Origin of the sequence: Microbacterium sp. W4I20 (genome assembly GCF_030816505.1) — a bacterium.
In the GTDB taxonomy this organism is placed as follows: Bacteria; Actinomycetota; Actinomycetes; order Actinomycetales; family Microbacteriaceae; genus Microbacterium.
This window is the reverse complement of record NZ_JAUSYB010000001.1, coordinates 941,972-961,962: the sequence shown is the minus strand read 5'-3', so window position 1 is coordinate 961,962 and position 19,991 is coordinate 941,972. Positions and strand designations below refer to the sequence as shown.

Annotated in this window: 17 protein-coding genes; 11 read left to right on the top strand and 6 right to left on the bottom strand. The window is 67.5% G+C overall.

Annotation, left to right across the window (positions count from 1 at the left end; all coding sequences use genetic code 11):
- The first annotated feature begins 2 nt into the window (after positions 1–2).
- The 5 genes from QFZ21_RS04750 to QFZ21_RS04730 are packed head-to-tail and all read left to right on the top strand — an operon-like array spanning position 3 to position 5,838.
- Positions 3–1,217 (top strand): hypothetical protein, encoded by a 1,215-nt coding sequence (locus tag QFZ21_RS04750; RefSeq protein ID WP_307374932.1) that lies wholly within the window; start codon positions 3–5, stop codon positions 1,215–1,217.
- Positions 1,214–3,028 carry an ABC transporter ATP-binding protein gene (locus tag QFZ21_RS04745; RefSeq protein WP_307374930.1) on the top strand — a complete coding sequence of 605 codons (1,815 nt, stop codon included), beginning with the start codon at positions 1,214–1,216 and terminating at the stop codon, positions 3,026–3,028. Before QFZ21_RS04750 ends, QFZ21_RS04745 begins: the two co-directional genes overlap by 4 nt.
- A complete protein-coding gene (locus QFZ21_RS04740; protein WP_307374927.1) occupies positions 3,018–4,142 on the top strand; it encodes a glycosyltransferase family 2 protein in 1,125 nt (374 codons plus the stop codon). Before QFZ21_RS04745 ends, QFZ21_RS04740 begins: the two co-directional genes overlap by 11 nt.
- A complete protein-coding gene (locus tag QFZ21_RS04735) occupies positions 4,139–4,540 on the top strand; it encodes a hypothetical protein (protein ID WP_307374925.1) in 402 nt (133 codons plus the stop codon). The genes QFZ21_RS04740 and QFZ21_RS04735 overlap by 4 nt, the downstream gene beginning before the upstream one ends.
- Complete coding sequence (locus QFZ21_RS04730) at positions 4,537–5,838, top strand: glycosyltransferase (RefSeq protein ID WP_307374923.1); 1,302 nt, start codon at positions 4,537–4,539, stop codon at positions 5,836–5,838. Before QFZ21_RS04735 ends, QFZ21_RS04730 begins: the two co-directional genes overlap by 4 nt.
- Here the strand turns inward: QFZ21_RS04730 and QFZ21_RS04725 are convergent.
- From QFZ21_RS04725 to QFZ21_RS04715, 3 genes are read right to left on the bottom strand one after another with little or no spacing between them, the layout of a single operon-like run.
- Positions 5,835–6,968 carry a glycosyltransferase family 1 protein gene (locus tag QFZ21_RS04725; protein WP_307374921.1) on the bottom strand — a complete coding sequence of 378 codons (1,134 nt, stop codon included), beginning with the start codon at positions 6,966–6,968 and terminating at the stop codon, positions 5,835–5,837. The two genes, QFZ21_RS04730 and QFZ21_RS04725, sit on opposite strands and share 4 nt — an antisense overlap.
- Position 6,969: 1 nt before the next feature.
- Entirely contained in the window at positions 6,970–8,136 is a 1,167-nt protein-coding gene (locus tag QFZ21_RS04720) for a glycosyltransferase (RefSeq protein WP_307374919.1), read from the bottom strand.
- Positions 8,133–9,233: a glycosyltransferase gene (locus tag QFZ21_RS04715; protein WP_307374917.1), complete on the bottom strand. Its 1,101-nt coding sequence runs from the start codon at positions 9,231–9,233 to the stop codon at positions 8,133–8,135. Before QFZ21_RS04715 ends, QFZ21_RS04720 begins: the two co-directional genes overlap by 4 nt.
- Before the next feature lie 54 nt (positions 9,234–9,287).
- Between QFZ21_RS04715 and wecB the strand changes: the two genes are divergently transcribed.
- The 6 genes from wecB to QFZ21_RS04685 are packed head-to-tail and all read left to right on the top strand — an operon-like array spanning position 9,288 to position 16,441.
- Positions 9,288–10,370 (top strand): non-hydrolyzing UDP-N-acetylglucosamine 2-epimerase, encoded by a 1,083-nt coding sequence (gene wecB / locus QFZ21_RS04710; protein WP_307374915.1) that lies wholly within the window; start codon positions 9,288–9,290, stop codon positions 10,368–10,370.
- Positions 10,367–12,436 (top strand): acyltransferase family protein, encoded by a 2,070-nt coding sequence (locus QFZ21_RS04705; RefSeq protein ID WP_307374913.1) that lies wholly within the window; start codon positions 10,367–10,369, stop codon positions 12,434–12,436. Before wecB ends, QFZ21_RS04705 begins: the two co-directional genes overlap by 4 nt.
- Before the next feature lie 10 nt (positions 12,437–12,446).
- Positions 12,447–13,742: a nucleotide sugar dehydrogenase gene (locus QFZ21_RS04700; RefSeq protein ID WP_307374911.1), complete on the top strand. Its 1,296-nt coding sequence runs from the start codon at positions 12,447–12,449 to the stop codon at positions 13,740–13,742.
- Positions 13,742–14,878 (top strand): UDP-galactopyranose mutase, encoded by a 1,137-nt coding sequence (gene glf, locus QFZ21_RS04695; protein WP_307374909.1) that lies wholly within the window; start codon positions 13,742–13,744, stop codon positions 14,876–14,878. Before QFZ21_RS04700 ends, glf begins: the two co-directional genes overlap by 1 nt.
- Before the next feature lie 10 nt (positions 14,879–14,888).
- Positions 14,889–15,707, top strand: coding sequence for an ABC transporter permease (locus tag QFZ21_RS04690; protein WP_307374907.1), 819 nt, complete (start codon positions 14,889–14,891; stop codon positions 15,705–15,707).
- Positions 15,707–16,441: an ABC transporter ATP-binding protein gene (locus QFZ21_RS04685; RefSeq protein ID WP_307374905.1), complete on the top strand. Its 735-nt coding sequence runs from the start codon at positions 15,707–15,709 to the stop codon at positions 16,439–16,441. Before QFZ21_RS04690 ends, QFZ21_RS04685 begins: the two co-directional genes overlap by 1 nt.
- Positions 16,442–16,470: 29 nt before the next feature.
- Here the strand turns inward: QFZ21_RS04685 and QFZ21_RS04680 are convergent, their stop codons facing one another.
- Genes QFZ21_RS04680 through QFZ21_RS04670 form a run of 3 tightly spaced genes read right to left on the bottom strand, consistent with a single transcriptional unit; the run spans position 16,471 to position 19,930 of the window.
- Positions 16,471–17,064, bottom strand: a complete 594-nt coding sequence (locus QFZ21_RS04680; RefSeq protein ID WP_307374904.1) for a hypothetical protein — start codon at positions 17,062–17,064, stop codon at positions 16,471–16,473.
- Positions 17,061–18,023 carry a glycosyltransferase gene (locus QFZ21_RS04675; RefSeq protein ID WP_307374902.1) on the bottom strand — a complete coding sequence of 321 codons (963 nt, stop codon included), beginning with the start codon at positions 18,021–18,023 and terminating at the stop codon, positions 17,061–17,063. Before QFZ21_RS04675 ends, QFZ21_RS04680 begins: the two co-directional genes overlap by 4 nt.
- Positions 18,020–19,930: a glycosyltransferase gene (locus QFZ21_RS04670; protein WP_307374900.1), complete on the bottom strand. Its 1,911-nt coding sequence runs from the start codon at positions 19,928–19,930 to the stop codon at positions 18,020–18,022. The genes QFZ21_RS04675 and QFZ21_RS04670 overlap by 4 nt, the downstream gene beginning before the upstream one ends.
- Between the last annotated feature and the right edge of the window lie 61 nt (positions 19,931–19,991).

Here is a 19,991-nt window from a genome sequence, read left to right as displayed (position 1 = left end):
TCATGAATTCCGATGCGCTCATGTCGCGGAACGGCCGCACCGCTCTCGTGCTGTCCTACTCGAGCATCGCCTCGGACCCGCGGGTGCGACGCGAGATCGACTGGCTCGCGGGCGATGGCTGGACGGTGGATACGCTCGGTCTCGGCGGGCATCCCTCGGCGCAGGTGCGCGACCATTTCGCGCTCTCGGCGCCCGTACGATGGACGGCGGGCCGTGTCGGCACCCTTGTGACGCATTTCCTTATGCCGGCGCGATCGCGCTTCCGCCTGCTCGTCACCAACAGGATTCCGCGCCCGCTCCGTGACCGCGTCCGGGCAGGCGCCTACGATCTGGTCGTGTTCAACGAATACGAGTTCGCCCCGTGGGTGGAAGATCCGCGCGATTTCACGCCCGCCGCCCGGCGCGGCGGACGCCACCTCGATCTCCACGAGTACCGCGACCCGGACGTGCGACGTCGCAACTTCGGCGGGCGAGTCACCGGGCCGCACTATCGCTGGGTTCGGCGGCATCTCGGGTCCTCGGGGTTCACGAGCCGTTCCGTCGTCAACACACCGATAGGTCGTCTCTACGCGGAGGAGTTCGGCATCCGGGTCCCTGACGAGGTGCGTAACGCGCCCCCGTTCGTGCCCGGACTCGAGCCCCGCCCGGTCGATCCGGCCGATTTCAAGATGCTCTTCCATGGCTTGCCGAGCTGGGCCCGCGGCTTCACCGAGATCCTCGCCGCGCTGCGCGAGCTCCCCGACCGATTCTCGATGACCTTCATGCTCACGGAGAACCCTGCGGTGCATGCCAAGCTTCGCGCCGAGATCGCGTCCCATCCGGCGAAGGACCGGATCCACATCGTTCCTCCTGCGCCGATGCGAGAGATCGCCGAGCGCATCAACCAGTACGACCTCGAGATCGTCTTCTACCGTCCGAACGGGACCTACAACATCCAATACGCCATGCCGAACAAGTTCTTCGAAGCCGCACAGGGTCGACTCGCGCTCGTCGTGGGGGAGACTCCGACCATGGCTCCGATCGTGCGAGAGTACGGACACGGCGTCGTCGTGCCCGAGTTCACATGGGAGTCGCTGCGTGACACTCTTGTCGCCATCGACGTCGACCAGCTCACCCGGATGAAGGCCAACGCCGCGAAGGCAGCCGCAGAACTGAACGCGGAGTCCGAGGGAAGAGCGTTCCTCGCGTCGATCGGCACCGAAGGAACCGGACGATGAAGGCGAACTGGGCGCTCTACAAGCGCGTGCTGGGTGTTCTGCCGCGAAGCGCGGCTCGCTTCCTGACGTTCTACGCATCGGTGATGGGTGTGCTCGCGCTGATGGATGGTCTCGCCCTCGGAATGCTCGCCGTCGTGATCTCGCCGCTGATCAGCCGTACACCGGTCACATTGCCGGTCTTCGGGACGATCGAGGGCCCCCTGGTGCTGATACCGCTGGGTCTCGTGTGCGTCCTCATCGTCTTGAAGGGCGTCTTCGCTCTCACGCTCCAGTGGTTCGCCACTCGACGCTTCGCCTCCTACGAGTTGGAGCTCGGGGTCCGCGTCTTCGACGGGTACATCCGCGCCCCCTGGGTGGAGAGGCTGCGGAGGAACTCATCCGACCTCGTTCGCATCAGCGATTCGAGTGTGAGCACGACGATCTCCGGGTTCCTGCTCCCCGGAGCGTCTCTCATCGGGGAGTTCTTCAGCTTCTTCTCCCTGATCCTCGTCCTGGCGATCGCTCAGCCATTCGTGGGTCTCGTCACCCTGGTCTATCTGGGAGCGATCGCGCTCCTCCTGCAGTTCCAGATCTCGCGCCGGTCGAAAGAGGCCGGCCTCGTGGCGCTGCGGTACTCGTTGCGGTCGTCGCGGCTCATCACCGAGATGATCGGTGCGCTGAAAGAGGTCACGTTGCGTGGCAGCGCAGCAGAGGTCGCCGGCGTCGTGCGGGAGAACCGGTCGCACGCGACGCGAGCACGATCGAATTCGCAGTTCCTGGGACAGATCCCGAGGTATGTCCTCGACGTCGCCCTGATCGGCGGAATCGTGATCGTCGGCGCCACCGGGTACCTCACCGAGGGATCTGTCGATGGGGCGATGGCCTCGATCGCTCTGTTCGGTCTCGCGGGATTCCGTCTCGCACCGTCGCTGGTGCGCTTCCAGGGCGTTCTCCAGCAGCTGAACATCAGTGCACCGCACGCGAAGGCCGTCCTGGAAGAGGTGCAGCGTTCGGACCGCTACATGGAGATCGCGAACATCGGCGACGTCGCGCGCCTGCCCGAGGAACCCACAGCGCTCCGGCTGAAGGACGTCGGCTTCCGTTATTCGCCGGACGCCGCGGATGCGGTTCGAGGTGTGGACATCGAGATCCCCTTCGGGTCACAGGTGGCTTTCGTCGGAGCATCCGGAGCCGGGAAATCGACCATGATCGATCTGCTCCTGGGTCTGGTGGAGCCCACGCACGGCACCATCTCCGTCGACGATGTGCCACTGAGCGAGGTGTTGAACGCCTGGCGGGCGCAGATCTCCTTCGTCCCGCAGGATGTGTCCCTCTTCGACGCCACCGTGGCGCAGAACGTGGCGCTCAGCTGGCGGACGGACTTCGATCGTGGGCGCGTGCGGGAGGCGCTGTCGCGGGCGCAGATCCTGCCTCTCATCGAATCGCGTGAGGGCGGCGTGGACGGACGCATCGGAGAGCGCGGCCTCGCACTCTCCGGGGGACAGCGTCAGCGGCTCGGTATCGCCCGAGCGCTCTACACCGATCCGCTCGTGCTCGTCATGGACGAGGCGACGAGTGCACTGGACACGGCGACCGAGGCCGCCGTCACCAGCGCGATCGAGGAGCTCAGAGGCTCGGTCACGACGATCACCGTGGCACACAGGCTCTCCACCATTCGCAACGCCGACATCATCTTCTTCATGCGCGACGGCGAGGTCGCGGCGGCGGGTACCTTCAGCGAGGTCGTCGCCGCCGAACCGGAGTTCGCGCTCCAGGCGGCGCTCGCGGGGCTGATCGATCCGGACGGACGAAAGGACGAGAGTGTCTTCTGACTCTCCGTTGGTCGACGTGGTCATCGCGGTGCACAACGACCGTCGTCCGGTCGAGAGGGCAGCGGCCTCCGTGCTCGCGACCAAGGCCGATCTTCGCCTGACGGTAGTCGCCCACAACGTGGAACCGCACGCGATCGTCGAGCGGCTCGGTGCCCTCGCGAAGGATCCGCGCGTCCGCGTGCTGGCGCTGGCAGACGGCGTCCGTTCTCCGGCCAACGCCTTCAACCACGGGCTCGACGCCGCCACCGGTGTGTATGTCACCATCATCGGATCGGACGACACTCTCGAGGCGGGCGCTCTGGACGCGTGGGTGGCCTTAGCCGAGCAGCATCGCGCGGATGCCGTCATCGCTCCTGTGGTGCGAGATGGCGGGTTCGCGGTGCCCACACCCCGCATCCGGTCGCGTCGCCGCATCCAGGTGCTCGATGCGGATCGCGATCGGCTCTTCGAGAGGACGGCGGCGCTGGGGCTGCAGCGCCGCGCGACGACCTCGCACCTGCGTTACACGGCGGATCTGCCGCGGGGCGTCGACCAGGAATACGGTCTGCGCCTGTGGACGAGCGGCCGCGTGGTCTTCGATGCCCGAACTCCCGCCTACCGGGAGCACGCGGACCAGGACGATCGCGTCACCCATGCATTCGGTCGTCTGATCGATGACTTCGCGTTCCTCGACGGGTTCCTCCGGCTTGTCTCCACGCTCCCCGCGCCACTGCGTCGGGCGTCCGTGGCGAAGGTCATCCGGGTTCACGTCATACCGGCGGTGCGCAACCGGGTCGACGCCGGGAGCCTTGACGCCGCAGACGTCGACGCGGCGGCTGCGGTGCTGGACAAGCTGACATCGGCCGCGCCGGCTGCGACGCGGCTGCTTCCACGCGAGCTCGATGCCGATCTGGACGCGATCCGGCGACGCTCGATGGTGGCCGCCGCAGCGGCGAACGGCCGCGGTGCATCCAGAGCCGGCAGTATCGTGCCCCGGGCGCCGTGGCTCCTCCTGCACCGTCATGCACCGCTGCGTTCGCTCGCGGCGGGAAGAGCGGTCATGCGGCAAGTGTCTGCGGCCTATCGCCTGCGGTCGTCGCGGCAGGGCGCATCGTCGGGAAGGTCGGGCGGATGAGAGTGGTGATCCTGGCGCCTCGGGCGACGCAGGACACGGAATCGCTGCGAGCCGATGCGGCGGCGACCGTGATCGGTTGGGATGAAGCGGACATCCGCGTCCAGGCTCCGGCGCGTTGGACGTCGGCCGTTCGTCGCGTTCTGGGCGGCGGATTCGTCGCACGCATCCCGCTACGGCTGCTCGGCGCGGACGCGGGGACCCAGTTCGCACGGCGCGTGCGAGCGGATGCTGCGGCGCAGCGCGCTCTGTCTGCGGCAGAGCTGATCGTGGCCGCCGATGAAGACGCGGTCTTCGCCGCCTGGAAGGCCGGACGAGCATCGCAACGGCCCGCGCGGATCGTCTACGGTTCCGCGGCCGCCCGAGAGGTGCTGACGGCGAAGAACAAGGAGAGCTCATGACGCGCCCGCACCTGCTGTACACGGCGTGGAGCTTCCCTCCCAGCCGGGCCGGCGGCGTCTATCGTGCGGTGGCTACGGTGAACGCTTTCGCGGCCGCGGGCTGGGATGTGACGGTGCTCACCGTCACCGAGGACGTCTTCCGCATGTCGACGGGCGCCGATGAGGATCTCGCGAAGCAGGTCGCCCCGGGAGTCCGGATCATCAGGGAGGACCCGAACGTCCCCGCGTTCCAGAACGACATCGCGACCTGGCCATACGGGCGGGCTCGTTTTCCGGAGCTCTTCAAGCTGTTCGACCTGCGGAAGGACTTCCTCCGCTTTCCCGAGCCGAACTACGGTCGCTGGCGCCCCGGTCTCGAGGCGATGGCGGAGAGCGTGCATCGCGAGCACCCTGTCGATCTGGCGATCGGAACAGCCAATCCGCACGTCGACTTCATCCCGGGCTGGCATCTGAATCGGCGATTCGGCGTACCCTACGTCATGGACTACCGTGACGCCTGGCAGCTGGACGTGTTCTCGGGGCGGCGGTTGATCACCGCCACCCCGGGTGTGCGCCGATGGGAGCGGCGTCTGATGCGATCCGCGGCCGAGATCTGGTTCGTCAACGACGCCATCCTCGAATGGCACGCGCGAGAGCATCCGGAGAGCACGACGCGCATGAAGGTCGTCGCCAACGGGTTCGACGAGTACCGCGAGCCGCTCCAGGTTCCGGTCCGCGACGCCCGCTCGACGGGGCTCGTGTTCGGCTACATCGGCACCGTCAGCACGAAGGTTCCGGTCGACATCATGATCGGGGGCTGGCAGCAGGCTCGTCAGCAGGAGCCGACGATGGCCGGTTCCCGTCTGGTGCTGCGCGGCTACCTCGGGCACTTCGGAGCTGCCGACACCGCGGCCGCGGTCGCGATCGGCACCGCCGCCGACGACGGCGTGCGCTACGACGGTCCGGTAGGGAAAGCGGACATCGCGCGCGTCTACCGTGATTTCGACGCACTCGTCCTGGCGCTCGGCACCGGTCGCTATGTCACGAGCGGCAAGGTGTTCGAGTATGCTGCCACAGGTATCCCGGTCGTGTCCGTGCACGATCCGGGCAACGCGGCGACCGACGTCATGAGAGGGTCTCCGGCATGGGTGCCCTGTGCCGCTCTGACCGTCGAGGCCGTGGCGGACGCCTTCGCCGCGGCAGCTCGGATGGCGGCCGCGCAGACGGCGGAGGAACGCGCCGCTGCGCAGGAGTGGGGCAGCCGATACTCCCGCGCAGGTCAGCTCGGTCCCCGGATCGCCGCGCTCGCACCCGCTTAGCGGTCGCGCAGCCGGTCGACCGCCTTCACCCAGGTCCCGACCTGGTGCTCGGCGGACATCTCGGCGGCTACGGCGTCCGCCGCGCGCTTCCACCCCGCGACCTGCTCGTGCGAGAGGTCGTCGAGGACGTCGGCCACATCGCGTGCGGTGAACCCTCCGGTCACTGCACCGAATCCGTGCCGCTCGGTCATGCTCGCCATAGCGGCCGTCGGTCCGACGATCACTCCGAGGCGGGCCTGAACGAAGTCGAAGAACTTGTTCGGCAGGGCGAGGCGATGGTTCGTCGATGTCGCCGGGAGGATGTGGATGCCGATGTCATGCTGCGCGAGCGTCTCGATGAGCTCGTCGTGCGGTACGGCATCGAGCACGCGGACATTCGGCAGTTCCGCGGCTCGCGCTCGGAGGCGCTCGATGTAGGCCTGGTCGTTGGGCATCAGGTGAAGGGTGAGCTTCACGTCGGCACGGCTCAGGGCAACGCCCTCGATCATCGTCTCCAGGTGACGGCCGGCCAGAGCGGCCCCGGTGTGCACGAGGCGGATGGGCGCGCCGACCGGCTGGACCGCGCGGTTCTCCAGGTGCGAGGCGTTGGTGACGACCTGCGGGTCGAGGTCGTACGCCCGATAGCGCTCGGCGATCTCTGCGGCGACCGTCGTGGACGATGCCGCGGGAGCCGCGAACCTGCGGACCAGCCATCCGTTGTACGGACCGCGGTGGGCAGCCCACTTCGGATTGTCGTCGTGGAGGCCGGGGAAGAACTCGTGGAGGTCGACGTGAACCCTGTCCGGGCTGACGATGTCGTATGCCAGCGGCGCTGCGTCGATGTCGTTCGCCAGGACGACGTCGGCGTCGACACCGCGGAGCGCACGACGCGCCGCGCGCTGCAGAGGAGACGTGCGATGGGCCAGGCCGTAGGCGCGGAGCCGGAACAGGACCGACTCGACGCGCATCCGGCGAGCCCGTGCCGCGCCGGCCGGGGGGAGCGGGAGCGCGATGTGCTCGACCGCGCCCTCAGGGTGTGCACCCCATCCTGCGGTGATCACGTCGTAGGTGTCGGAGAAGGCGGCGATCTGTCGCTGCAGTCGTGCGTCGGAGCGCAGATCCGAGAAGGAGATGATCAGGAGTCGGGTCATGTCACTCGTTCTTCCGTCTGGGGGTGGCGTCGATCCAGTTCCGGGAGAGGATCTCCGCGCTGACACGGCCGTCGTGCACCTCGTGCACGAACATGCGTCCCGCGGCGGCGAGACGCTCCCGCTCCTCGACGTCGTCGGCGAGCCCGCGGAGCACGGCGTCGAGCGTCTCGGGCGTCGACTCGACGAGGGGCAGCGTGCGTCCGGTCGCCGCGTGCACGCGTTCGCGGACCGACGGGGTGACGTGGCCGACGACGACTGCTCCGGCCGCCATCGCCTCGCATGCGGCGACACCGTAGCTGCCGAGCACGAACTGGTCCAGCACGACATCGGCGTCGCGCAGCACTCCGGGCATGTCGGCGTGCGGCACGCCGGACAGGGGGCGGTAATCGATCACGCCCTCCTCATGCAGGGCCCTCGCGATCGGTTCGATCAGCGCCGTCCCTTTCACGGCCGACCTGCTGGGGGCGTGCACGACCCGCAGACGTGCCGCGGCCGGACGCTCGCCGACCTCCCACCGCCCGACATCGACGACCACGGGCAGCCACACGGCATCCGGCATGTCGTCGAGCAGGTCCGGAGTCGTCACGAAGGTCGGACGGTCCAGCTCGGCGAGAAGGGCGCGGTGGCGCGCGGCGATGCGGTCGGTCTGTCGTTCCGTCGGGGTGAGCGTGTCGGATGGACGACGGTTCGACCGGACGTCCGTGCCGTGGCACACGAACGCGACTCGCACGTCAGCGGGCAGCAGCGCGAGCTGCTTGCGCAGATCCCGTCGCGCGAGTCTCCCGAACGGCGGGCGTACCGATTCCACGAGTAGGTGGGTGAACCCCCGTGCCGCCCGCATCTGACTCCGTTGCCATCTCGCGGAATTCTGGAACACACGGTCGACGACGACGGCATCCGCGGGGAAGCCGAAGCGCGTCTCGACCGCGAAGGACCGGGCGCCGAGGCCCTCGACGGCATCCTCGAGGGCGCGCGCCCATCGGGTCGCCTGACCGGCGTGGTTCGCCGGACCGATCAGCACGCGGACCTCGGTGTCGGGTGGCGTGGCGACCTCTCGCCGATCCGAGGGACGGGGGAGTCCGTGTCGCAGGGCGACGAGGCGTCCCGGAAGGCTGGCGGGGTGCCGAGCGACCCAGTCGCTCAGGCGTTCGCGCGGCGCCATCGTCATGGTCGCTCCGCGTGTGCGATCGCCGCGGTGTAGGCGCTCTGGTAGAGCTCCCTCACGCGGTCCGGAGTGAACCGACCGCGCACGGTCGCGGCGACCCCCTCGGGGTCGTGGCGGCTGAACTCCGCGGCGACGCCGAGCACGGCGTCGGCGTACGCCTGCGGAGTCCGGTCGGTGACGAGGACACCGTTGTCGGCCGTGATGTAGTCGCGCTGACCGCCTCGGGCGCCGATCACCACAGGCCGTCCGTGCGAGATCGCCTCGATGGCGCTCAGACACAGCGTCTCGCTCCTGGTGGGCAGCAGGAAGATCTCCCCGGCGTCGAGTTCAGCCGCAACTCCGGCGCGATCGAGTGCGCCGAGCAGAGTGACGGCGGATCCCCGGTCATCGATGCGTTCCTGGACGGTTGCGCGCAGCGGCCCGTCTCCGGCCCAGCGGAGACTCGCCGGGACGCCGCGTCGCCGCAACTCGTCCACCGTGTCCACCGCGAGCATCGGATCCTTGCCTTCGACGAGGTTCGCGACCGTGACGAGTCGCAGCGCGTCGGCCGAGTGCTGCACGGGGGTCGGCTGCACCGCAGGCACCACGGACGGGACGATCATCGTGGGACCGTCGCGGTGGTCGCGCACCCGGTCGAGAAGGTAGGTGCTCACGGCGGTGACCATGTCGGGGCGGCGCAGCAGGCGAGACGTCAGAGCGAAGACGAGTCGGTGCTGAGCCGTGAACGACTCCGGATGGGCGACGCCGGACCAGTGCTCGGAATGCACCCACGGCCGGCGGACCGGACGCCAGGCGAAGGGGAGCAACGCCTGGAACGCATGCGAGTGCACGAGGTCCGCGCCCTCGATGAGCGGTCGGAGCTTCCGCCAGGCGCGGAGCGGCGCGAGAGGATCAATGCGTCCCATCGGAATCCGGTGCACGCGGAGATCGGATCGCGCGTCGGCTCCGGCGTCCTCGTCGCCCAGCAGGGCCGGGTCGACGAGATGGGCGACCTCGACCTCGTGGTCGGCGCTCATCAGCCGTGCATCCCGCTCGACGAACACGCCCGCGACCGGCTGAGAGACAGTCGGATACCAGGGAGTGATGAAGAGGATGCGCACCGACCTACGGTACCAACCGGATACCCGGGGACATGCCGCGTAGAATCGTCTTCCGTGAAGATCGTCAGCGTCGTGGGCGCTCGCCCTCAGTTCGTCAAGCTCGCCCCCATCCACAAGGCCGCGCTCGCCGCCGGCGTCGAGCACGTCATCGTCCATACCGGTCAGCACTATGACCCGATGCTCTCGGACGTGTTCTTCGACGAGCTCGGCATCGGGGCCCCGGACGTCCACCTCGGCGTGGGCAGCGGCTCGCACGGTGTGCAGACCGGCGCGATGCTCGCGGCGCTCGACGCCGTTTTCGACGAGCACCGCCCCGACTGGGTGCTGGTCTACGGCGACACGAACTCGACGGTGGCCGCCGCGCTGAGCGCGGTCAAGATGCACATCCCCGTGGCGCACCTCGAGGCGGGGCTTCGCAGCTTCAACAGGCGGATGCCGGAAGAGCACAACCGAGTCATGACCGACCATGCCGCCGACCTGCTCCTCGCGCCGACACAGGTCGCGGTCGAGCACCTCGCAGACGAAGGACTCGCCGCGCGCACCGTGCTGGTCGGCGACGTCATGACGGACGTGCTGTTCGAGGTCCGCGACGAGGTCGGCTCCCGGCCCTCGCCTCTCCTGGAGGAGCTCGGCCTGCAGCCCGGCGGCTACTACGTCGCGACGATCCACCGTGCGGAGAACACCGACGATCCCACCCGCCTGGCCGAAGTCGCATCGGCGCTCGGTGGACTTGACAAGCCTGTCGTTCTTCTCGCGCACCCCCGTGTCGTGGCGAAGGCTGCCGCGCACGGGATCACCCTCACTCAGGGGTCCCTGATCGCGCACCAGTCGCTCGCCTATGCCGAGCTGATCGCCGCCGCGCTTTCCAGCGCCGGCATCGTGACGGATTCCGGCGGCCTGCAGAAGGAGGCCTTCCTCTTGCGCGTCCCGTGCACGACAGTTCGGACGGAGACGGAGTGGGTCGAGACCGTCTCGCTCGGCTGGAACGTCCTGGCGAACACCGCCGAGGAGATCGCCGCCGGAGTGACGCGTCCCCGACCGACCGACACGGCCGAAGCGCCGTACGGCGACGGTCATGCTGCGGACCGTGTGGTCGCCGAGCTGCTGCGAGCGGCCGGCGACCCTGGCGTCGCGTGACGTCGGCACCCGCCTCATCCACCGCCGCCGCCGGCCGCGGGTTCCGCGCGGACATCCAGGGCCTTCGAGCGATCGCGGTCGGCCTCGTCCTGCTGTACCACGCCGGTGTCCCTTTCGTCACGGGCGGATACGTCGGCGTCGACGTCTTCTTCGTGATCTCCGGGTTCCTCATCTCGACGCACCTCCTGCAGTCGCTCGAGCGCGACGGGCGCATCCGATTCGCCGACTTCTATTCCCGCCGGATCCGCCGTATTCTTCCGGCATCGCTGGCCGTCGCCATACTGACCGTGGTCGCGGCCATCGTGTTCTACCCGCCGCTCGCGCTCGAGAGGGTGCTGCGGGACGGACTCGCTACGATCCTGTACGTCCCCAACTTCTGGTTCGCGATCCAGGACACCGACTATCTCGCCGATCAGTCCCCGTCGCCGTTCCAGCACTACTGGTCGCTCGGGGTCGAGGAGCAGTTCTATCTCCTCTGGCCCGTCATCCTCCTGCTGCTCTTCCTCGCGACGCGAAAGCGACCCCGCCTCCTGCTGGTCGGCGTGATCGTGATCGCGCTCGCCAGTCTGACCGCGGGCGTGGTTCTCACACCGATCGACCAGCCGAGCGCATTCTTCCTGCTGCCGACGCGTGCGTGGGAGCTGTTGGTCGGCGCGGTCGTCGGAGTGCTTCTGCTACGTGGCTCGCGGTTGCCCGGACGGGCAGCCGCAGTCGCGGGTTGGCTGGGACTGCTCATGATCCTGGGAAGCGCGCTGCTGTTCGACGATTCGACGGCCTTCCCCGGCGTCGCAGCGATGCTCCCCACGCTCGGGACGGGGTTGGTGATCTACGCTGGGGCCTCCGCCGCATCCGCCGGTCCGACTGCGACCCTCTCGCTGCGGCCCTTGCAGTTCGTCGGCCTGATCTCGTACTCGCTCTACCTGGTCCACTGGCCGCTGCTCGTCATCACCCAGGCGTCGGCGGGGGAGCAGGACCCGCTGCGTCTGTGGGTCAGAGTCCTGCTCGGGATCGTGATCGCGGTGCCTCTCGCGTGGCTGCTCTTCCGGTTCGTCGAGATGCCCTTCCGCGCTCCGCGGATGCTCGTCGAGCGGCGACCGCGGTTCACGCTGCTGCCGGCGCTCGGCGTGACCGTCGTGCTCGCGATCGGCATCGGTGCAGCGGTGAACTGGTCGGCGGATCGGCTCACCGGAAGCGGTGGCACGGTCGCGGCCTCGCCGGACTTCCCGACGTCGCCGCCGAAGGGGACCGCCTTCGTGCCGCAGAACATGACTCCCGCGCTCCAGGACGTGGAAGACGATCTCGCTCCGCTGTTCACCGACGGATGCCAGCTCGACGTCAAGAACGAGACAGTGCAGGACTGCGAGTACGCGGACGCGACGGGCGACCGCCGGATCGCTCTGTTCGGGGACTCGCACTCTGCGCAGTGGTTCCCCGCCCTGAACGAGTTCGCGATCGACAACCCGGGGACGTCTCTTCGCACCTACACGAAGTCGTCGTGTTCGGCGGCTGCGGTGACAGTGCTCGTGAAGAGCGTGCCCTACTCGTCATGCGACCGATGGCGCGATCGGGTCGTCGCCCATCTCCTCGCCGACCCGCCTGACCTCGTCGTGATCTCGAACTACGCTCACTACGTGCTCGCGGACAGTCCGGACGGTTCGCAGCGCCTGCCGCTGTGGCGCGACGGCCTCCGGTCGACGGTGCAGAAGCTCCGCGACGCCGGGAGCAAGATTCTGCTCATCGCGGATTCTCCGCGTCTGCGGTCGCAGCCCGACACGTGCGTCTCGACGGACGTCATGGATACCGCACGATGCGACGAGGACCGGGAGTGGGCCATCGATGACGACCTCGCAGCGGTGGAGCAGGATGTCGCCGAGCAGACCGGTGCCGCCTATGTCGATCTCACAGAGTTCATCTGCACGGCGGCGACGTGTCCAGTGATCATCGACGACATGTTCGTGTACCGGGACGTCAACCACATGACCTCGACCTTCGTCTCCTATCTCGCTCCCGCTCTCGACCCGGCTCTGGCCGACCTGCTCGGCGTCGACCCAGCCGAAGCCCCATAGACTGGATCTCATGCGTATCGCCGTCGTGGCCCTCGGAAAGATCGGGCTCCCTCTCGCCGTCCAGTTCGCCTCCTCAGGTCATGACGTGATCGGCGTCGATGTCAACAAGAAGGCTGTCGACACCATCAACGCAGCCCAGGAGCCCTTCCCGGGCGAGGCCGAGTTGCAGCAGCGTCTCGAAGAGCTCATCCCCTCCGGTCGTCTGCGCGCGACCACGGACTATGCCGACGCCATCCCCGGTGCGGATGCCGTCGTGCTGGTAGCGCCCGTATTCGTGAACGATGAGACGTGGGAGCCGGACTTCAAGTACATGGATGCCGCGACGAAGTCTCTCGCGGAGCACCTGACCCCCGGCACCCTGGTGTCGTACGAGACCACACTGCCCGTCGGAACGACGCGCGACCGCTGGAAGCCGATGCTCGAAGAGGGCTCCGGCCTCGTCGAGGGCACCGACTTCTTCCTCGCCTACTCGCCCGAGCGCGTGCTCACCGGACGTGTCTTCGCCGATCTCCGCAAGTACCCCAAGCTGATCGGCGCGCTGTCTGACGAGGGAAATCGCCGTGCGCGCGAGTTCTACGAGGCCGTGCTGCAGTTCGACGAGCGCCCCGATCTGCCGCGACCGAACGGCGTGTGGGATCTGGGAACGACCGAGGCGTCCGAGATGGCGAAGCTCGCCGAGACCACCTACCGCGATGTGAACATCGGCCTGGCTAACCAGTTCGGGCTTTTCGCCGCTTCGCACGGCATCGATGTGTACAAGGTGATCGAGGCCTGCAACTCGCAGCCCTACAGCCACATCCACCGCCCCGGCATCGCCGTCGGCGGCCACTGTATCCCGGTGTACCCGCGTCTCTACCTGTCCACGGATCCCGACGCCGACATCGTGCGCGTCGCCCGTCAGCTGAACGCCTCGATGCCCGAGCGTCTCGTCGCACAGGCGGAGGGGATCCTCGGCGACCTGAGCGGTCTGCGCGCCGTCGTGCTCGGGGCCGCGTACCGCGGGGGAGTGAAGGAGACGGCGTTCTCCGGGGTGTTCCCGACGGTGAAGGCGCTCAAGGACCGCGGTGCTGAGGTCGTCGTGCACGACCCGCTGTACACCGACGAGGAGCTCCGCGGTCTCGGGTTCGAGCCGTATTCGATCGGCGGAGCGGTGGACCTCGCGGTCCTGCAGACCGATCACGTCGACTACAAAGAGCTGAGCCCGGCGCAGCTGCCCGGGGTCAAGCTCCTCGTGGACGGGCGAGCGGCGACAGATGCCGCCCGCTGGGCCGGCACGCCGCGAATCGTCGTCGGGACAGCGGCCTGATGGATCTTCTCGTCGTCGGGTCGGGTTTCTTCGGCCTCACCATCGCGGAGCGCGCAGCAGAAGCGGGCCGCAAAGTCACCGTCATCGACCGCCGCCACCACATCGGCGGCAATGCCTACAGCGAGGCGGAGTCCGAGACCGGGATCGAGGTCCACCGCTACGGCGCGCACCTGTTCCACACCTCGAACCCGACCGTGTGGGAATACGTGAACCGCTTCACGACCTTCACGAACTACGTCCACCGCGTCTACACGACGCACAAGGGCACGGTGTTCCCGATGCCGGTGAACCTCGGCACGATCAACCAGTTCTTCCAGGCCGCGTACACGCCGGATCAGGCTCGTGCGCTGGTGAAGGAGCAGGCGGGAGAGTTCGACGCCAAGACCGCCGCGAACTTCGAGGAGAAGGGCATCGCCCTCGTCGGGCGCCCGCTGTTCGAGGCCTTCTTCCGCGATTACACGGCGAAGCAGTGGCAGACCGACCCGCAGAAGCTCTCCGGCGACATCATCAGCCGGCTGCCGGTGCGGTACACCTACGACAACCGCTACTTCAACGATACGTGGGAGGGTCTGCCGACCGATGGCTACACCGCGTGGATCGAGCGGATGGCGGATCACCCGAACATCGAGGTGAAGCTGAACGTCGACTTCTTCGACGAGTCGCAGCCACTCAACAAGAGCGCGACCGTCGGTCAGGTTCCGATCGTGTACACCGGGCCTGTCGACCGGTACTTCGACTACACCGAGGGTGCGCTCAGCTGGCGGACGCTCGACTTCGAGCAGGAAGTGCTCAACGTGCGCGATTTTCAGGGCACGACCGTCATGAACTACCCCGACATGGACGTGCCCTACACGCGGATCCACGAGTTCAAGCACTTCCACCCGGAGCGCAAGGACATCTACGAGTCTGACAAGACCGTCATCATGCGCGAGTTCTCGCGCTTCGCGACACGGGAGGATGAGCCGTACTACCCGGTGAACACCTCGAGCGACCGCGAGGGCCTGCTCGCGTACCGGGAGCTCGCGAAGGGCGAGAAGGACGTGCACTTCGGCGGACGCCTCGGCACGTACCAGTACCTCGACATGCACATGGCCATCGGCTCGGCGCTGTCGCTCTGGAACAACAGTCTCTCCTAGACTCGACATCGTGAGTCACGCTGCTGTCGGGGCGCCCGGGACGCCCCGGCGCTATCTGCATTCGCTGTGGCTGCTGTCGGCCCGCGACCTGAAGGTCCGGTACTCGACGAGCTTCCTCGGCTATCTGTGGTCGGTTCTCGACCCGCTCGTCATGAGCGGGATCTACTGGTTCGTCTTCACGCAGATCTTCCATCGGGATGTCGGCGAAGAGCCGTACATCATCTTCCTGATCAGTGCGCTGCTGCCCTGGGTGTGGTTCAACGCGTCCGTGTCGGACTTCACACGCGCGTTCAAGAAGGATGCGCGTCTCGTGCGCTCCACCGCGATCCCGCGCTCGATCTGGGTCAACCGGATCGTGCTGAGCAAGGGGATGGAGTATCTCTTCTCCTTGCCCGTGCTCGTGCTGTTCATCGTCGTGAACCTGCTCGTCGAGACGGACCCCAAGTACGTCGTCGAGGTGGGCTGGGGCGTGCTCTGGGTGCCCGTGGCGATGCTCCTGCAGACCGTTCTCCTCGTCGGGCTGGGGTTGCTGGTCGCGCCGCTGTGCGTCATGTACGTCGATCTGGAGCGCACCACCGCCCTCATCCTGCGGGCGATGTTCTATGCGACCCCGATCATCTACAACGTCACCGATCTTCCCGGGCTCTTTCAGACGCTCGGTGCGTTCAATCCGCTCGCTGGGATCTTCATGCTCTACCGCATGCCGTTCTTCCCCGATCAGTGGAATCTCTTCACCCTCGTGATCAGCGTCGTGATGTGCCTCGTGATCCTCGCCCTGGGAATCTGGACCTTCCGGAAACTCGAGCGACCCGTGCTGAAGGAGCTCTGATGTCCTCAGCCATCGAAGTGCAGGGCCTCGGCGTCCACTTCCGCCGAAACCGGAGGGGGAGCCGCACCTTCAAGGATCTCTTCGCCGGCGCCTCCCGCCGGTCTCGCCCCGGCGAGTTCTGGGCGCTGCGCGATGTCTCGTTCTCGGTGCAGCCGGGGGAGTCGATCGGCGTCGTCGGCCGCAACGGCCAGGGGAAGTCGACGCTGCTCCGCCTGGTGGCCAAGGTCCTGCTGCCCGATGAGGGCCGAGTCATCGTGAATGGCGGCGTGGCTCCGCTGATCGAGATCACCGGCGGATTCGTCGGCGACCTCACAGTGCGCGAGAACGTCCGTTTGACCGCAGGGCTCCACGGCATGTCACGGGACGAGGTCTCCCGCCGGTACGACGGCATCATCGGCTTCGCCGAGCTGGCCGGCTTCGAGGACACCCCGTACAAGCACCTCTCGAACGGCATGAAGGTGCGCTTGGCGTTCTCCGTCGTCTCCCAGCTCGACGAGCCGATTCTGCTCGTCGACGAGGTTCTCGCCGTGGGTGACAAGGCGTTCCGGGACAAGTGCTACAAGCGCATCGACGAGTTGCTCGCGGAGGGGCGCACGCTGTTCTTCGTGAGCCACAACGAGCGCGACCTCCGCCGGTTCTGCACGAGGGGCCTGTATCTGGATAAGGGAGCCCTCGTGCTCGATGCTCCGATCGCCGAGGTGCTCGACCGGTACAACGCCGACCACGCCGTCTAGCGGTCACCCGGATCCAGCACTCTTCGACCTCAGAGTCCGACGAGCCCGCGGAGATCCTGCGCCGCCGACCGTGCGGCGTCGATGGCGCCGGAGACGCCGGAGCCGCTCGTGATGGCTGAGCGTAGGTCGGTCAGACGCTGCGAGTACGCGGAGATCCCGTCGCTCCACGCTTGCTGGATCGACGACGGCGGCTGTGAATCCGACAATCGCTGCGCGTCGTCCTGCAGGGTGTCGAGCACGGGGAGACCGTCCTGCTCCACGGCTCCCGCGATGATGTCGAGCCCGCGCGGTGCGGTGTCGAGCCAGCCTTTCACCTTGCCGCGGAAGACTTCCACGGTCGGGTCCGCAGCGGGCGGCGGAGTGGTGATCGGCGTCTCGCTCGGCTCGGGGCTGGCGGACGGCGACGGGGTCGTCGTCGACGTGGCGGATGCCGACGGGCTCGGCGACGCGCTGGCTCCGGGATCAGGTGATTCGCCGCGCGGGATCAGGAGGAACAGCAGAACGCCGACGATGACGAGCGCGGCGACGGCGATGCCCACGATGAGCCAGACGCGACCGGTGCGCTTCGGCGCGGGCTCCAGCGGGGCCCATCGCAGTTCCGGCTGCTGCTCGTCCATCGTCATGCGTCCAAGGGGGCCATCGGCTGCCAGGCGCGATCCCGTCCGGCCCTGCCTCCGTCGCGGAGGCCGCGGAAGAGGTTGCTGGTGCCGCGGACGGTGCGCTCGACGAACACGAGGCGGATGAGTTCCTTCGCGAAGGTCGCCGCGGTACCCAGACCGAAGAGCACCGGGTTGTAGACGCCGTGCACGCGGTAGTACTGCTTGATGAAGCCGCGGTTGCGCATGATGTAGTAGCGGTAGGCGTTGCTCGAGGCGTTCATGTGGCGGATGCCCATGTCCCACTGCTTGATCTCGCGGGTGCGTCGCAGCACGAATTCATCCACGATGACAGCGGTCGTCCGGCGGGAGGCGAGCCAGCCGTACATCTGGTCATCCCAGTAGATGAAGAACCGCGGGTCCGGCAGGCCGATCTGCTGCACGATCGAACGGTGGATGAACATCCCCTCGAAGCATCCGCTGTTCATCTCTTTGAAGCCGGAGGCGTCGAATCCGGAGGGCGCGAAGGGGATCGGGATCCCCATGCGCTCGGCGATGCGGTACTGCCAGTAGAACTCGCTGCCGTCGTAGTCGAAGCGGCGGCCCTGGATGCTCTTGAACCGCGACGCCCACTTGCCCATCTTGGCGAGACCGTCGGTGACGACCTCGACGTCGTCATCCATCATCCAGATCCACTCGGACCCGAGTTCGTACGCCGTCCGCATGCCCTCGCTGAAACCGCCGGAGCCGCCGGTGTTGGTCTCAAGGCGTCGGTACACGATCTCGGTGCCGATGCCGTCCCGGAACGACTCGACCACGTCGGTGGTGTCGTCGGACGACGCATTGTCGATGATCACCACGTGGCCCGGTTTCGGGTTCATCGCGGTGATGCTGGTGAGGAGGCCCGCCAGCAGATGCGAACGGTTGAACGTGACGATCACGATCGTCGCGGTCGCCGGGTCGAAGGCACCGGGCGCCGCAGTCATGCCTTCTCCTCGAACAGCTGCTCCCAGGATGCAGGGGAGACGAGTCGCGGGAGCGCATCGCGATACTGCTTCCGCAACTCGGGCCACCGACGGCGCAGTTCGGCGTGCAGCTGAATGCTCTCGCGCAGCATCCGGCGGTACTTGGCACGATCACGCGTGTAGATGTTCTTGCCCGATCCGTCTGCGGCGCTGACCAGTGCGCTGTCGAAGGACGGGATGCGCCACCAGTGGGCGTCCTCCTTGCCCAGTTCGACCTCGGGCTGGGCGACATTGGCGGGGTCGGGCCGGTGAAGCCAGTGCTTCGCGAGCGTGGAGATCGTGAACCAGCGAAGCCGCATGCCCTTCGGGCTGTCGAAGTCGTTCTTCGACAACCGCTTGTAGACCTGGCGGCCGCGCCGGGAGTGCAGCACTCGTGAGGGATCGCGGTGCACGATTGTCTCCGGGTACTCGGCGGCCAGGGCGCGCGCCGCCGGCATGGCAGTCGCGAGATTCTGCCGCATGTGATCCGGACCGGACAGGACGTCGCGCAGCGCCCGCGCGCGCAACTCCACGGGGTAGTACTGCATCATCATGAGGTGTTTGAGGTCGACACGTCGGCTGTGCGTCAGCAGGCGTCCACCCCGCGGGGCGTTGGAGTGCAGCAGGCCCGCGACGATCCGGTTGCGTGCGTGGAAGTAGGCCTGCCAGTCGATCGTGTCGTCCTTGTTCACCCAGGAGACATGCCAGAGGGCGACGCCCGGCATCGAGACGGTGGGGAACCCGGCCTCGCCGGCGCGGAGGCAGAATTCGGCGTCGTCCCACTTGATGAACGCGGGAAGGGCCAGGCCGACCTCGCGGAGCGCGTCGAGGGGGATGAGGCACATCCACCACCCGTTGTAGTCGGCGTCCATGCGCATGTGCAGCAGAGCGGACTGACGCAGGTTCGACACACCGAAATCGTGCGGCATCTTCTCCTGGTAGAGATTGCGCCACATGAAAGGGTGCTCGTCGACGACCTCGGCCCAGCCGTGGAGCTTGGGTCGGTCGAGCAGATCGAACATGTGACCGCCCACCAGCACCGGGGTGGTCGCGTACTGGCCGAAGACGATCGAACGACGGAGCGATTCCGGCTCGAGGCGGACGTCGTCGTCGAGAAGCTGCACGAAGTCGCTCTCGGGGCGCTGCAGCGTCTCGTGCATCGCGCGGGCGAAGCCGCCGGAGCCGCCGAGGTTGTCCTGTCGGATGACCTGCAGCGTCTCGCCGAGCTGCTCGGCGACGTCGGTGTATCCGTCCTGATCGGCGACCAACTGCGTACCCTGGTCGACCAGGAAGATGCGATCGACGAACTCGAGCGCGTCGGGGGAGGCGGCCAGGGCGCGCAGGGTCTCGACGCAGTAATCGGGTTTGTTGTAGGTGGTGATGCCGAGCGAGGCTTTTCCGGTGCGGGCAGGATCCTGCTCCGTGGTCCACTCCGCACCCTCGAGCACGGCGGGCTTCTCGTCGGCGACGACGTCGAACCAGATCCAGCCGCCGTCGCTGTACTGCGTGAGCTGGAGATCGAACGAGGTCGACGCCTCGCCGGTGACCTCGCGCGTCGCGACGCGCTGGCGGATGCCGGACCCGTTGGAGCGGTAGACGAGGATCGTCGCAGGTCCCGTCGTCCTCACCGTGAGCTGCACCTCGCGCACGCTCGTCCAGTGCTGCCAGTACGACGCCGGGAAGGCATTGAAGTAGGTGCCGAGCGACACCCGCCGACCGGCGACGATGCGGGCGCGGTGACGGCCCAGGATGTTCCCGAGATGCGCGCGGTTGGACACGCGCACGGGCTCATCCTCGATCACGGACCAGGTCTCGGGATCGGCATAGAGCGGAAGCAGATCGGGGTCGCGATCAAGTGGGAAGACGACGTTCTGAAGGACGTGGGCCACTGGGGAGTTCTCCGATGTTGGTGCCGCAGACCGCTGCCGGAGGACAGCGCGGGACTCGACG

Coding starts and splice junctions, on each gene's coding strand:
- QFZ21_RS04745 (WP_307374930.1), top strand. CDS start 1,214: ATGAAGGCGAACTGGGCGCTCTACAAGCGCGTGCTGGGTGTTCTGCCG.
- QFZ21_RS04720 (WP_307374919.1), bottom strand. CDS start 8,136: ATGACGATGGCGCCGCGCGAACGCCTGAGCGACTGGGTCGCTCGGCAC.
- QFZ21_RS04675 (WP_307374902.1), bottom strand. CDS start 18,023: ATGACTGCGGCGCCCGGTGCCTTCGACCCGGCGACCGCGACGATCGTG.
- QFZ21_RS04725 (WP_307374921.1), bottom strand. CDS start 6,968: ATGACCCGACTCCTGATCATCTCCTTCTCGGATCTGCGCTCCGACGCA.
- QFZ21_RS04685 (WP_307374905.1), top strand. CDS start 15,707: ATGTCCTCAGCCATCGAAGTGCAGGGCCTCGGCGTCCACTTCCGCCGA.
- QFZ21_RS04700 (WP_307374911.1), top strand. CDS start 12,447: ATGCGTATCGCCGTCGTGGCCCTCGGAAAGATCGGGCTCCCTCTCGCC.
- QFZ21_RS04730 (WP_307374923.1), top strand. CDS start 4,537: ATGACGCGCCCGCACCTGCTGTACACGGCGTGGAGCTTCCCTCCCAGC.
- QFZ21_RS04680 (WP_307374904.1), bottom strand. CDS start 17,064: ATGACGATGGACGAGCAGCAGCCGGAACTGCGATGGGCCCCGCTGGAG.
- QFZ21_RS04750 (WP_307374932.1), top strand. CDS start 3: ATGAATTCCGATGCGCTCATGTCGCGGAACGGCCGCACCGCTCTCGTG.
- glf (WP_307374909.1), top strand. CDS start 13,742: ATGGATCTTCTCGTCGTCGGGTCGGGTTTCTTCGGCCTCACCATCGCG.
- QFZ21_RS04735 (WP_307374925.1), top strand. CDS start 4,139: ATGAGAGTGGTGATCCTGGCGCCTCGGGCGACGCAGGACACGGAATCG.